Annotated in this window: 11 protein-coding genes and 1 pseudogene; 4 read left to right on the top strand and 8 right to left on the bottom strand. The window is 70.1% G+C overall.

What is annotated here, in order from left to right; all coding sequences use genetic code 11:
* Positions 1-297: 297 nt before the first annotated feature.
* Positions 298-555 (bottom strand): hypothetical protein, encoded by a 258-nt coding sequence (locus ABZW18_RS32575; RefSeq protein ID WP_356194602.1) that lies wholly within the window; start codon positions 553-555, stop codon positions 298-300.
* 286 nt (positions 556-841) lie between these two features.
* Here ABZW18_RS32575 and ABZW18_RS32570 point away from each other — a divergent pair, with 286 nt between their 5' ends.
* Both ABZW18_RS32570 and ABZW18_RS32565 read left to right on the top strand, forming a co-directional pair.
* Positions 842-2,029 carry a pyridoxal phosphate-dependent aminotransferase gene (locus tag ABZW18_RS32570; protein ID WP_356194599.1) on the top strand — a complete coding sequence of 396 codons (1,188 nt, stop codon included), beginning with the start codon at positions 842-844 and terminating at the stop codon, positions 2,027-2,029.
* A 369-nt stretch (positions 2,030-2,398) separates the two neighbouring features.
* Entirely contained in the window at positions 2,399-3,628 is a 1,230-nt protein-coding gene (locus tag ABZW18_RS32565; RefSeq protein ID WP_356194598.1) for a hypothetical protein, read from the top strand.
* Positions 3,629-3,652: 24 nt separating this feature from the next.
* Here ABZW18_RS32565 and ABZW18_RS32560 read toward each other — a convergent pair whose 3' ends face one another.
* Positions 3,653-4,195 (bottom strand): YbjN domain-containing protein, encoded by a 543-nt coding sequence (locus tag ABZW18_RS32560; RefSeq protein ID WP_356194596.1) that lies wholly within the window; start codon positions 4,193-4,195, stop codon positions 3,653-3,655.
* A gap of 96 nt (positions 4,196-4,291) precedes the next feature.
* Positions 4,292-6,994 carry an AAA family ATPase gene (locus ABZW18_RS32555; RefSeq protein WP_356194593.1) on the bottom strand — a complete coding sequence of 901 codons (2,703 nt, stop codon included), beginning with the start codon at positions 6,992-6,994 and terminating at the stop codon, positions 4,292-4,294.
* 294 nt (positions 6,995-7,288) lie between these two features.
* On the opposite strand from ABZW18_RS32555, the gene ABZW18_RS32550 reads away from it, so the two are divergent.
* Positions 7,289-7,711: a TIGR03618 family F420-dependent PPOX class oxidoreductase gene (locus ABZW18_RS32550; protein ID WP_356194591.1), complete on the top strand. Its 423-nt coding sequence runs from the start codon at positions 7,289-7,291 to the stop codon at positions 7,709-7,711.
* 21 nt (positions 7,712-7,732) lie between these two features.
* Here ABZW18_RS32550 and ABZW18_RS32545 read toward each other — a convergent pair whose 3' ends face one another.
* The 5 genes from ABZW18_RS32545 to dnaK all read right to left on the bottom strand — a co-directional run bounded on the left by ABZW18_RS32545 (position 7,733) and on the right by dnaK (position 12,525).
* Complete coding sequence (locus ABZW18_RS32545) at positions 7,733-8,092, bottom strand: cupin domain-containing protein (protein ID WP_356194589.1); 360 nt, start codon at positions 8,090-8,092, stop codon at positions 7,733-7,735.
* 188 nt (positions 8,093-8,280) lie between these two features.
* Positions 8,281-8,742, bottom strand: coding sequence for a helix-turn-helix domain-containing protein (locus tag ABZW18_RS32540; protein ID WP_356194587.1), 462 nt, complete (start codon positions 8,740-8,742; stop codon positions 8,281-8,283).
* Between the two features lies 1 nt (position 8,743).
* On the bottom strand, positions 8,744-9,943 hold the full coding sequence (dnaJ, locus tag ABZW18_RS32535) for a molecular chaperone DnaJ (RefSeq protein WP_356194585.1): 1,200 nt from the start codon (positions 9,941-9,943) through the stop codon (positions 8,744-8,746).
* A 39-nt stretch (positions 9,944-9,982) separates the two neighbouring features.
* Positions 9,983-10,660 carry a nucleotide exchange factor GrpE gene (gene grpE / locus ABZW18_RS32530; RefSeq protein WP_356194583.1) on the bottom strand — a complete coding sequence of 226 codons (678 nt, stop codon included), beginning with the start codon at positions 10,658-10,660 and terminating at the stop codon, positions 9,983-9,985.
* A complete protein-coding gene (gene dnaK / locus ABZW18_RS32525; protein ID WP_356194581.1) occupies positions 10,657-12,525 on the bottom strand; it encodes a molecular chaperone DnaK in 1,869 nt (622 codons plus the stop codon). The genes grpE and dnaK overlap by 4 nt, the downstream gene beginning before the upstream one ends.
* A gap of 312 nt (positions 12,526-12,837) precedes the next feature.
* Here dnaK and ABZW18_RS32520 point away from each other — a divergent pair.
* Positions 12,838-13,660: pseudogene (locus ABZW18_RS32520) on the top strand (Fe-S oxidoreductase); the annotation flags it as partial.

The raw sequence follows: 13,660 nt of genomic DNA, 5'->3' as shown, positions 1-13,660 counted from the left end.
ACCCCCCCCTTCCCCACACAACACACACCCGGGCCAACTCCCCCCCGGGGGGGGGGGGGGGCGGGGGGGGGCGGGGGGGGGGGGGGGCCCCCCCCCCCCCCCCCCCGGGTCAGGAGCCGCCGGGTCGGCGGTCGGCGGGTCCGCTGCCGCCGGGTCAGGAGCCGCCGGGTCCGCTGCCGTCGGGTCGGCGGTCGTCGGGTCCGCTGCCGTCGGGTCGGCGGTCGTCGGTCGTCGGGTCGGCGGTCGTCGGGTCCGCTGCCGTCCCGACGGCTGCCGCCGAGTCAGCTCCCGCCCGGGTCAGCTGCCCCCGCCCCCGCCGCCGCATCCGCCGCCACCTCCGCCGCCACCCCCGCAGGACGAACCGCCACCGCAGGAGGAGGAGCTGCTACAGGAGGAGCCTCCGCCGTCACTGCCCGCCCACCAGCCGCCGCCGGCCGCCGAGCCGGAGCCCGAACCCCAGCGCCCTCGCCGGTTCCTCCTGCCCCCCGCCCGTGCCGTACCGAGGACGACCGCCAGCACCACCATCGCGAACACGATGAAAACGATGATTCCCATCAGCGCCTCACACTCCTCTCGTTCCCCCGAAGCGAGGTACCCGCTTCTTGCGTGGAGGGGTGATGCCCCGGCCTCCGAGGACCAAAGCAGAGTTGAGGAAGTCCAGAGGTTCAGCGCCCGATGCCCGGACGGCGGCGGCACGATGGACAGCGCAAGACGGGCCGCGGCGAGCAGTCGGAGCCCGGTGCCGCCACCGCCCCCCGGCACCCGGCACCCGCCCCCCGGCGCGGGCCCGATCCTGCCGGGTGGTTGAGCGGAACCCTCGAGGCAGAGCAGGATGAGCCCCATGGAACGACCGCTGCTCAACCGCCGCCTCTCCGAGTTCGGTACGACGATCTTCGCCGAGATGTCCGCCCTCGCCGCCCGTACCGGGTCGATCAACCTCGGGCAGGGCTTCCCGGACACCGACGGGCCGGAAGAGGTCCGCGAGGCCGCCGTACGCGCGCTGCGGGACGGCCGGGGAAACCAGTACCCGCCGGGCCCCGGGGTTCCCGAGCTGCGGACCGCCGTCGCCGAGCACCAACAGCGCCGCTACGGCCTCGAGTTCGACCCCGACCGCGAGGTGCTCGTCACCGCCGGCGCGACCGAGGCCATCGCCGCGTCGCTGCTCGCGCTGCTGGAGCCGGGCGACGAGGTGATCGCGCTCGAGCCGTACTACGACTCGTACGCCGCGTGCATCGCGATGGCCGGCGGCACCCGCGTGCCCGTGACCCTCCGGCCCGCCGAGGGGACCTACCGGCTCGACCTCGACGAGCTGCGCGCCGCCGTCACCGACCGCACCCGTCTCATCCTCCTCAACACTCCCCACAACCCCACCGGCACCGTCCTCACCCGAGCCGAGCTGGCCGCCGTCGCCGAGCTGGCGTGCGAGCGGGATCTCCTGGTCGTCACCGACGAGGTCTACGAGTACCTGGTCTTCGACGGCGAGCACGTCCCGCTCGCCTCCTTCCCCGGCATGCGGGACCGCACGGTCACCATCGGATCCTCCGGAAAGACGTTCTCCTTCACGGGCTGGAAGGTCGGCTGGGTGACGGCCTCGCCGGAGCTGGTCACCGCCGTCCGGTCCGCGAAGCAGTTCCTGACGTACGTCTCGGCCGGCCCCTTCCAGTACGCGGTCGCGGAGGCCCTGCGCCTCCCGGAGACGTACTTCCACTCGCTCCGCGAGGATCTGCGCGCCAAGCGCGACCTGCTGAGCGGCGGCCTCGCCGAGGCGGGCTTCGAGGTGTTCCGCCCCGCCGGCACCTACTTCGTCACCACCGACATCCGGCCCCTGGGCCCGGAGGCGTCGAAGGGCGGCGACGGCTTCGCCTTCTGCCGGGCCCTCCCGGAGCTCTGCGGCGTGGTCGCCATTCCGAACGCGGTCTTCTACGACCACCAGGACCAGGGGGCGCCCTTCGTCCGCTTCGCCTTCTGCAAGCGCACCGAAACACTGGCAGAGGCCGTGACCAGGCTGAAGTCCCTGAGTCTCGGCTGAGCCGCCGGGCACGGGGCGGGGCGGCCCGCGCCCCGTGCGGGTAGCGAGCCACTCGGACGCCGCCCAGACGCGGCACCGAGGCCCTCGGGGAGGACATCTCGTCGCCGGGCCGTCCGACGCCCCGACGACGGCCTGGTGACCCGACGGCCCGGCGACCCGGCGACCCGACGGCCCGGCGGGCATCACAGGTTGGGCCATCGGCTGCGGTTCGGCGCCGCAGGTGCCGCCGAGCGGGTGCACTTACGGCCACAGTCGGGCGTCAGCAGTCGCAGCGGGCAGGGGCGCCACGCAAGGTCGGACGTGCAGGGTCCACCTCCCCGCGGGGGCGGGTCCGCGTCCGCACGCCGCGCCCGCACCGGAGGTGTCCCCGTGTCCGCCGACGCCCATGTGCCCGTGCGCGCTCCCCACCCGCGGCCCGTACGCATCCGCTCCCGGCTGTCGCTGCGGGTGCTGAGCGCGCTCCGGCGGGCCGCACCCGCACTCACGCTGTACGCCGCGGCACGGCTGACCGGCATGGCCTTTCTCGCGCTGTGGTCCAGGCACGCCGGAAAGCACCCGCGCAACCTGATCGGCTTCTCCTGGGACTCCGTCTGGTACTCGCGGGTCGTCGCCCACGGCTACGGCACCGTGGTGCACAGCGACGACCCCGCCCGCCTCTACAGCGACCTGGCCTTCTTCCCGCTCTACCCCGCCGCCGTCCGGATCGCCCGCAGCGTCTTCTCCCTCGGCTTCGTCAACGCCGGCCTGCTGGTGTCCTGGACCGCGGCGGCGGCCGCCGCCTGGGGCATCTACGCGGTCGGCGAACGGCTGCACGGCCGCCGCGCGGCGACGCTGCTCGTGGTGCTCTGGGGGGTGCTGCCGCACGCGGTGATCCAGTCGATGGCGTACACCGAATCGCTGCTGACCGCCCTCGCCGCCTGGTCGCTGTACGCGGTGCTGACCGGCCGCTGGCTGTGGGCGGGGTCGCTGTCCGTATTCGCCGGACTCTCCCGGCCGAACGGTGTCGCGGTCGCCGCCGCGGTCTCCCTGGCCGCCGCTTGGCAGATCGTCCAGCTGTGGCGGCACCGGACGCCCGACAGCCTCTCCCTGAGCGCCCGACAGGACTGGCGGCTGTGGGCCGGGGCGGTGCTCGCCCCGCTCGGCTGGCTGGGCTATGTCCTGTGGGTGGGATGGCAGAAGGGAAACCCGGTCTTCGGCTACTTCCGGGTGCAGCGCAAGTGGGGCTCGGAGTACGACTTCGGCCGGGACGCGTGGGAGTCGGTCCGCTCCCTCGTCCTGGGCCAGGCGCACCTGACGTACTCCATGGTGGTCGCGGTCGCGGCGCTCGCCGTACTGCTCTTCGTGCTGCTGGTCCTGGACCGGCCGCCGCTGGCACTGATCGTCTACAGCGGTGTGCTGCTGGTGATCGCGCTCGGCGGAGCGCAGTACTTCACCTCCAAGCCGCGTTTCCTGCTGCCCGCCTTCCCGCTGCTGCTGCCGGTGGCCGTCGGCATGGCAAGAGCCCGGCTGCGCACCGTCGCGGTGACGATCGGAGCGCTGGCCGGGCTCTCATGCTGCTATGGGACGTATCTGCTGGCTATCGCCACCTCGGCGCCCTAGCGGGGCGCCCTTGTCGGGTGGGGCTCAGTCCTCGCCGTCGTCGTTCTTGTCGTCGTCCGGGCCGGAGGAGTCGACATCCTTCTCCAGGCCGAGCTGCTCGACAACCCACTTGTCGAACTCGATCGAGGCCCGCACCCAGCTGACCGTGCTGGAGACGAAGTGCTCCAGGCTGACGCCGGTGCCGATCAGCATCTGCGCCTCGCCGATCAGGCGGACGGTGCCGTCGTCGTTGGTGTGGCTGTACACCTTCGGCCACAGCGTGCGGCGGTTCCAGTCGTCGATCGATTCGAGCAGCTGGGGCTTGGACTCGATGGGGTGCGGCCGGTCATAGAACGTACGGACCGAGAAGACCTGCTGCTCCTCCTCGCCACGGAACATGAAGTACGTGCGGAACTGCTCCCACGGGGCGGCGAGGTCCCCCTCCTCGTCTACGACGTACTTCAGCTCCATCTGGTCGAGGAGCTGCTTGACCAGGTCCTGATCAGGGACGACGGGGCCTACCGGCCCCGACGGCTGCGGTTCGGGCTGGTCCCCGAAATTCGGAATCGAGGACGGGTCGATGCTCACCGTGAATTTCCCTTCGTACGGTTCCTGCCATCCTCCCCCATCCCGGGCGGGGGCTGGCAACCCCCGCCCTCCGCGCTGCGCCGCGCGGTGCCGGATTCAGCTCGCTCGGGCGACGGACAGCTGGTCAGCAGCCTTGTCCAGATCGACGCGGACGGTGTCGCCGTCCTGGATCTCACCGGCGAGGATCTTCTTCGCCAGCTGGTCGCCGATCGCCGTCTGGATCAGCCGGCGCAGCGGGCGGGCACCGTAGGACAGATCGGGACCGGCCTCGCGGCCCCCGTCCTCGGTGCTCTCGCCCGAGGCGGGGCTCCAGCCGAGGAGCGCGAGCCATTCCAGCGCGACGTCGGAGACGGCGAGCGTGAGACGACGGTCGGTGAGCCGGTGCTGGAGATGGGCGATCTGGAGCTCGGCGATCCGCTTGAGCTGATCGGTTCCGAGGGGATGGAAGAGCACCAGGTCGTCGAGGCGGTTGAGAAACTCGGGCCGGAAAGCGGTCCGTACCGCCTCCATGACCTTGTCCTCCTTCTGCGCACGGGTCAGCGCGGGGTCGACCAGATAGGGCGAGCCGAGGTTCGAGGTCAGGATGAGGATGGCATTGCGGAAGTCAACGGTCCGGCCCTGGCCGTCCGTCAGCCGCCCGTCGTCCAGCACCTGGAGCAGGATGTCGAAGACCTCGTGGTGCGCCTTCTCCACCTCGTCCAGCAGCACCACGCTGTACGGGCGGCGGCGCACGGCCTCGGTCAGCTGACCGCCCTCCTCGTAACCGACGTAGCCCGGCGGGGCTCCGACCAGGCGGGCGACGGAGTGCTTCTCGCTGTACTCACTCATATCGATACGGACCATCGCCCGCTCGTCGTCGAAGAGGAAGTCGGCAAGCGCCTTGGCCAGTTCGGTCTTGCCGACGCCCGTCGGGCCGAGGAACAGGAAGGAGCCGGTGGGGCGGTTGGGGTCGGCGATACCCGCCCTGGTGCGCCGTACGGCATCGGACACCGACCGTACGGCCTCGGTCTGGCCGACCAGCCGCTTGCCGAGCTCGTCCTCCATGCGCAGCAGCTTCTCCGTCTCGCCTTCGAGCATCCGCCCGGCCGGGATGCCGGTCCAGGAGGCGACCACATCGGCGATGTCGTCCGGGCCGACCTCCTCGCCGACCATGCCCTCCACGGCCTTCTGCTCGGCGACGGCCTGGTCCAGCTCCTTGCGGGTCTGCGGGATGACCTCGGAGCGCAGCCGGCCGGGGGTGACCCAGTCGCCGGTCTCCGGGGCCTTGCGCTCGGCGAGCTCCAGCTCGGTCTCCAGCTCGTCGAGCCGCTTCTTCAGATCGCCGACCCGGGTGTGGATCTCCTTCTCGGCGTTCCAGCGGGCCCGCAGTCCGCGGAGCTTCTCCTCTTTCTCCGCGCGGTCCTTGCGCAGCCGGTCAAGCCGCTCGCGCGCGTCCGGGGAGAGATCGTTCTCGCGGTCCTGCTTCTTGCGGAACTTCCGCTCCGACTCGGTGGTCTGGGCGGCGAGCAGCGACTCCTCCTCCATCATCAGCCGGTCGACGGCGCGCTGGAGCTCGTCGACCTCGACGGGCGAGGAGTCGATCTCCATCTGAAGCCGGGCCGCGGCCTCGTCCACGAGGTCGATGGCCTTGTCGGGGAGGAAGCGGGAGGTGATGTAGCGGTCCGAGAGCGTGGCGGCGGCGACCAGCGCGGAGTCGGCGATCTGCACCCCGTGGTGGGCCTCGTACCGGCCCTTGAGCCCGCGGAGGATCGCGATGGAGTCCTGGACGGACGGCTCGGCGACCAGCACCTGCTGGAAGCGGCGCTCCAGCGCGGGGTCCTTCTCGATCCGCTCGCGGTACTCGTCGAGGGTCGTCGCGCCGACCATCCGCAGCTCGCCGCGGGCCAGCATCGGCTTGAGCATATTGCCCGCGTCCATGGCGGAGTCGCCGCCGGCACCGGCGCCGACGACCGTGTGCAGCTCGTCGATGAAGGTGATGATGCGGCCGTCGCTGTCCTTGATCTCGGCGAGTACGGTCTTCAGCCGCTCCTCGAACTCGCCGCGGTACTTGGCGCCCGCGACCATCGCGCCCAGGTCGAGCGCGACGAGCCGCTTGTTCTTCAGCGACTCGGGCACATCGCCCTTCACGACGCGCTGCGCCAGCCCTTCGACGACGGCTGTCTTGCCGACGCCGGGCTCGCCGATGAGCACCGGGTTGTTCTTCGTACGGCGGGAGAGCACCTGGATCACGCGCCGGATCTCGGTGTCCCGGCCGATGACCGGGTCGAGCTTGCCCTCGCGGGCCAGGGCCGTGAAGTCGGTACCGAACTTCTCCAGGGCCTTGTACGTGCCCTCCGGATCGGGCGTGGTCACGCGTCGTCCTCCGCGAATGGTCTCGAAGGCGTCGAGCAGCGCCGCCGCGCCCGCGCCCTGCTGGTCGAGCAGCCGGCCGGTCTCGCCGCCCTTGGCGGCGACGCCGATGAGCAGGTGCTCGGTGGAGATGTAGTCGTCGCCGAGGTCCTTGGCGCGCTGCGCGGCGTCGGCGATGACCGCGAGCAGCGCCCGGTCGGGCTCGGGCGGGGCAACGGTCGACCCCTGCGCGCTGGGCAGCGAGCCGAGCAGCCGCTCGGCACCGGAGCGTACGGCCGCCTGGTCGGCCTCGACCGCGGCCAGCAGGTCCTGGATGTTCTCGTTGTCCTTGCCTTCGAGCAGAGCGAGCAGCAGGTGCACGGGGGTGATGTCCGGGTTCCCCGCGGACACCGCGCGGCTGCTGGCGGCGCTGATCGCTTGCTGGCTCCTGTTGGTCGGCTCGGCATCCACGGGTGGGCGCTCCTCCTCGTCCTCGTCACACCAATCCTGCCATGCGAAACCTGCACTAAGTTGAGTCTATGTCACTCAACCCAATTTTCCGAGCTCTCCATCACACAAACCGATCACCAACCTCAGTCGACCGCGACCTACTTGTCATACGTCCCTGCGACGAAGACGTTTCGGTCCGCACGGCGAAACGGCAGAGCGGGAGAGCCCGCGAGTACGCGCACGCATACCCCGTACTTCCGACCGCAGCGAGGTCCACGCCGACGTGTGCGGGCGCACCCCGGATACGCTCCGGCCATGGCCATCGACCCCCGCGACCCGGGCCCCGAATACCTTGCCTTCTGGCGCGAGTACCACCTGTGCACGCTGACCACACTCCGCCCGGACGGCACCCCGCACGTGACGCCCGTCGGCGTGACGTACGACCCCGCGGCCGGGGTCGCGCGGGTGATCACCAGCAAGCACAGGACCAAGGTCGCGAACATCCAGGCTGCGCCCGGCACGGAGGGCGCGCGCGTCGCGGTGTGCCAGGTGTCCGGGCGACGCTGGGCCACGCTGGAGGGCCGGGCGGTGGTCCGTACGGAGGCACACCTGATCGCGGACGCGGTCCGGAGGTACGCCGAGCGCTATGAGCGCAACCCCGCTCCCAACCCGGACCGGGTCCTCATCGAGATCACTGTCGACCGCGCACTCGGCCCGGTCTCCGCCGCTCGTCGGTGAGCTGCACCGACACCACCGCGATCAGCCCTCCTTCGCGTACCTCTCCGCCATCCCGCCGGCGAAGTCGTAGACGATGACCTGCTCGTCACCGACGACCCAGGCATCGTGCCCGGGCGGGCAGACGAAGACGTCGCCGGCCCCGACCTCGGATTCCTGGCCGTCGTTCATGCGGATGCGCATCCGTCCCTGCGCCACGTATCCGTTGTGGTGGATCTCGCAGCTCTCGGTCCCGGCGATGGGGGCGACGCACTCGGTCCAGCGCCAGCCGGGTTCGAACGTGCCCACGGCGAAGTCCAGCCCCGTGAGGTGGAGGGCTTCGAGGTGGCCGCGCGGGAAGTCGCGCCGCTCGTCCGGCTTGTCGGTCGTCTTGACTTCCAACATGGCGATACCTCCGTTTCACGCCGTATTTCCATGGTGCGACAGCCGTTGGGCCATTGCCACCAGTGGCGAGAGCGCAGGACACGTCACGGCAAGACCCCCGGTACGGAAGTTCGCACCGGGGGTCTCATACGCTTGACGGCCGCTGTTCGGACCGCTGTTTCGCGCTCTGTTCGGGCTCTACTGGCGCTCTACTCGGACCGCTTGGGCCGCCACACGACCAGCGCGCTGGTCTGCTGGACGTCCTGGTACGGCACGAGGTCGCGCCGGTACGAGGCGTGCACCGCGGCTTCCCGCTGCTGAATCGCCGCCGCCGCACCCTCCACCGCCTGCTGGAGCTCGGCGACCCGCGCCTGGAGCGCGACGACCTGGTTCTCCAGTTCGATGATGCGCTTGATACCGGCGAGGTTGATCCCCTCGTCCTGGGACAGCTGCTGCACCTGCCGGAGCAGCTCGATGTCCCGGGAGGAGTAGCGGCGGCCGCGCCCGGCCGTCCTGTCCGGAGAGACCAGGCCCAGCCGGTCGTACTGCCGCAGGGTCTGCGGATGCAGACCCGACAGCTGGGCTGCGACCGAGATGACGTAGACCGGCGATTCTTCGGTCAGCTCGTAGGGGTTGCGGCCCCTGCCTCCGGGCAATCCTCGGCCGTCCATCTCATGCTCCCTTCGCGGCCTGGAACAGCTCCGCCCGCGGGTCCTCGCCCGCGGTGACCTCGGCGAAGGCCTCCAACGCTTCCTTCGCCTTGTCGCCGAGGTCCTTGGGGACGGACACCTCGACGGTGACCAGCAGGTCGCCGCGGGAGCCGTCCTTGCGCACCGCACCCTTGCCGCGGGCGCGCATCGTCCGTCCGCCCGGCGTACCGGCCGGCAGCTTGAGCGTCACCGGCGGCCCGCCGAGCGTGGGGACCTTGACCTCGCCGCCGAGCGCCGCCTCCACGAAAGTGACGGGCACGGTCACGGTGAGATTGTCGCCCCTGCGCCCGAAGACCGGGTGCGTATCGACGTTCACGACGACATACAGATCGCCGTTCGGGCCGCCCCGCTCGCCCGGTGCGCCCTTGCCGCGCAGCCGGATCCGCTGGCCGTCCGCGACCCCGGCGGGGATCCGGACCTGCATGGTGCGGGAGCTGGTCGCGCGGCCGCTGCCCTTGCAGACCTCGCAAGGGTCCTGGGCGATCAGCCCGCGGCCGCGGCAGTCCACGCACGGGTCGGTGAGCGAGAAGCCGCCACCGCCGCCGCGCGAGACCTGGCCGGTGCCGACACAGGTCGGGCACACCCGAGGCGTACCGTTTCTGTCACCGGTGCCCGAACAGGCCTTGCACGCGGCCGAGCTGGACATCCGCAGCGGGACCGTGGCCCCGTCGACCGCCTCGGTGAAGCTCAGCGTCACCTCGGACTCGATGTCCTGGCCGCGGCGCGGCTGGGTGCGGGTACCCGCGCCGGGGCCCCCGCGGTTGAACAGGCCCCCGAAGACATCACCGAGTCCGCCGCCGCCGAAGCCGCCCGCGCCTCCCCCGCCCTGCGGCGCGCCTCCGAAGAGGTCGCCCAGGTCGAAGTTGAAGCTGCCGGCGCCGCCGGGGCCGCCCGCGCCCTGCCCGGCACGGAACGCTCCGTTGCCGAACAGTGCGCGCGCCTCGTCGTACTCCTTGCGGCGCTTGGCGTCGGCGAGTACGTCGTTGGCCTCGGAAATCTCCTTGAAGCGCTCCTCGGCCTTGACGTCGCCCTTGTTGGCGTCCGGGTGGAACTCGCGGGCGAGCTTCCGGTACGCCTTCTTGATCTCGGCCTCGGTGGCATCCTTCGGGACGCCGAGGACCTTGTAGAGATCCTTCTCCAGCAAGTCCCTGCTCAGGCTCATCCCCGACGTCCCTCCTCTCCTGATGCTATGTCAGCTGCGTCAGCCCTCGTCCGGGCCACCGCTCTCCTCGTCCGGCGACACCGCGTCACCTTCACCGCCTGCCTTGGGCTGAGCACCGGGCTGCGGTTCGGCGACCGCGACCCGCGCGGGGCGGATCGTGCGCTCGCCGAAGCGATACCCCGGCTGCAGGATCGACACGCACGTGGTCTCGGTGACGTCCGGCGCATAGCTGTGCATCAGCGCCTCGTGGATCAGCGGGTCGAAGGGCTCGCCCTCCTTGCCGAACTGCTGGAGACCGAGCTTGGCGGCAATGGACTCCAGCGACTCGGCGACGGACTTGAACCCGCCGACCAGCTCACCATGTTCCCGTGCGCGACCGATGTCGTCGAGTACCGGAAGCAGTTCGGTCAGAAGGTTCGCGATGGCGACCTCCTTGACCGTGATCCGGTCCCGCTCGACCCGGCGACGGTAGTTCTGGTACTCGGCCTGGAGCCGCTGGAGGTCCGCTGTGCGCTCGCCGAGCGCCATCCGGACCTGGTCCAACTGCGCCTGCAGGCCCACTGTCTGCAGCTCGTCCCCGGCCAGACCCGAGGGATCCGCCTGGCCGGCGGATCCGTCGGCCTTCGCCGCGTCTTCCGGTCCCTGGGAATTGGGGCCGGGCGGCGAGGAGGGAGGGACGTCGGGCTGCTCGTCGAAGCCCGGGGTCTCCTCCGTCACGCGGCACCACCCTTCGGCTTCTCTTCGTCGACGATCTCGGCGTCGACGACGTCGTCGTCCTTGGCCTGCTCGGCACCCGGCTCACCGGCACCCGCCGCGCCCGCGCCGTCCGCCTGGGCGCCCGCGTACATCGCCTGGCCCAGCTTCTGGCTGACCGCGGCGACCTTCTCGGTGGCCTCACGGATGGCGGCGGTGTTCTCGCCCTCGGCGGTCTCGCCGCCCTTCAGCTTCTCCTTGAGGTCCGCGACAGCGGTCTCGACCTCGGACTTCACATCGCCCGGGACCTTCTCCTCGTTGTCCGCCAGGAACTTCTCGGTCTGGTAGACGAGCTGCTCGGCCTGGTTGCGGGTCTCGGCGGCCTCGCGGCGCTTGTGGTCCTCCTCCGCGTACTGCTCGGCCTCGCGCATCATGCGGTCGATGTCGTCCTTCGGCAGCGCGGAGCCACCGGTGACGGTCATCCGCTGCTCCTTGCCGGTGCCGAGGTCCTTGGCTCCGACGTGCATGATGCCGTTGGCGTCGATGTCGAAGGTGACCTCGATCTGCGGGACGCCGCGGGGGGCCGGCGGAAGGCCGGTCAGCTCGAACATCCCGAGCTTCTTGTTGTACGCCGCGATCTCGCGCTCGCCCTGGTAGACCTGGATCTGCACGGACGGCTGGTTGTCCTCGGCCGTGGTGAAGATCTCGGAGCGCTTGGTCGGGATCGTCGTGTTGCGCTCGATGAGCTTCGTCATGATGCCGCCCTTGGTCTCGATACCGAGGGACAGCGGGGTGACGTCGAGCAGCAGGACGTCCTTGACCTCGCCCTTGAGGACACCGGCCTGGAGCGCGGCGCCGATGGCGACGACCTCGTCCGGGTTGACGCCCTTGTTGGCGTCCTTGCCGCCGGTCAGCTCCTTGACGAGCTCCGCGACGGCGGGCATCCGGGTCGAGCCGCCGACCAGGACCACGTGGTCGATCTCGGACAGCTGGATGCCGGCGTCCTTGATCACGCTGTGGAACGGGTTCTTGCAGCGGTCGAGCAGGTCGGAGGTGAGCTGCTGGAACTGCGAGCGCGTGAGCTTCTCGTCCAGGTGCAGCGGGCCCTCGGCCGACGCCGTGATGTACGGCAGGTTGATCGTCGTTTCCGTGGACGAGGAGAGCTCGATCTTCGCCTTCTCAGCGGCCTCGCGGAGGCGCTGGAGTGCCATCTTGTCCTTGGACAGATCGACACCGTGGCCGCTCGAGAACTGCTTGACCAGGTAGTCGACGACGCGCTGGTCCCAGTCGTCACCACCGAGGTGGTTGTCACCGTTGGTGGCCTTGACCTCCACCACGCCGTCGCCGATCTCGAGCAGCGATACGTCGAAGGTGCCGCCGCCGAGGTCGAAGACCAGAATCGTCTGGTCCTCCTTCTCCAGGCCGTAGGCGAGGGCGGCCGCGGTGGGCTCGTTGACGATCCGCAGGACGTTCAGACCCGCGATCTCACCGGCCTCCTTGGTAGCCTGGCGCTCGGCGTCGTTGAAGTACGCCGGGACGGTGACCACCGCGTCCGCAACCTTCTCACCCAGATAAGCCTCGGCGTCCCGCTTCAGCTTCTGCAGGATGAACGCGCTCATCTGCTGCGGGTTGAAGTCCTTGCCGTCCAGGTTGATCTTCCAGTCGGTGCCCATATGGCGCTTGACCGACCGGACGGTCCTGTCGACGTTGGTAACCGCCTGCCGCTTCGCGACCTCGCCGACCAGCACTTCGCCGTTCTTGGCGAAGGCGACGACGGACGGCGTGGTCCTGGCGCCCTCGGCGTTGGTGATGACGGTGGGCTCACCGCCCTCGAGAACAGTGACGACGGAGTTCGTCGTACCCAGGTCGATGCCGACCGCACGTGCCATGGTTGATCCTCCAGCTGACTTGAGTGGGACAGACTCAAGCGTGCACGATCCGTTTTTTCCTGTCAACAGACATGAGTCGACCTTACTCAACTCTTATGCCGACCGCCCTGTCACTACAGGCCCAGGGGCGGAAGGAAGGCTTGCCTAGGCGACACAGATCACCGGGCCGGCGGCTTCAAGAGGCCTGCGATCCTGGGTAATGTCAGCCCAGACTGGAAAAGTTACCGCTTAGTAAGTCCGGGGTGTCCGCCGCAAGCGGGGGATCCCTTCCCGTCTCACGTCCCGCACTCGCAGGCCCGAGGAGCCCTCAAGATGCAACTCGCCGCGATCATCGTGTCGCTGGTCCTGACCGTGGTCGGCGTTGCGCTCATCGCCCGAGCAGTCGCGCAGATCTACCGGTTCGTCAGACTCGGCCAGCCCGTGCCGGCGGGCAGCCGTACCGACGACCCGAAGCAGCGCACGATCACCCTGGCCAAGGAGTTCCTCGGCCACACCCGGATGAACCGGTGGGGGATCGTGGGCTTCGCCCACTGGTTCGTCGCGATCGGCTTCCTCACCCTGCCGCCGACCCTGCTCCAGGCGTACGGCCAGCTCTTCCAGGCCGACTGGATGCTGCCCGTCGTCGGCGGCTTCCTGCCGTTCGAGATGTACATCGAGTTCATCGGTCTGATGACGGTCGCCGGCATCGTCATCCTGACGGCGATCCGGCTGCTGAACCTGCCCTCCCGGGCCGGCCGCAAGTCGCGCTTCGCGGGCTCGAAGGCCTGGCAGGCGTACTTCGTCGAGTACGTCATCCTCACCATCGGCCTCGCGATCCTCGCCCTGCGCGGGCTCGAGGGCGCGATCCACCACGTGGAGCACTACGAGGCCGCGTACTTCGTCTCGTATCCCCTGGTCCTGGCCTTCGACGGGCTGAGCGTCTCCACGCTCCAGACGCTGATCTACTTCACCGCGATGATCAAGGTCGGCACTTCGCTGATCTGGATGATCACGGTCTCGCTCAACACCAACATGGGTGTGGCCTGGCACCGCTTCCTCGGCTTCCCGAACATCTGGTTCAAGCGCGAGGCGGACGGCGATGTGGCGCTCGGTGCGCTCCAGCCGATGGTCTCCGGCGGCAAGCCGATCGACTTCG

Source organism: Streptomyces sp. NPDC004647, from assembly GCF_040609575.1.
GTDB lineage: Bacteria > Actinomycetota > Actinomycetes > Streptomycetales > Streptomycetaceae > Streptomyces.
This window is presented reverse-complemented; position numbering and strand designations above follow the sequence as displayed.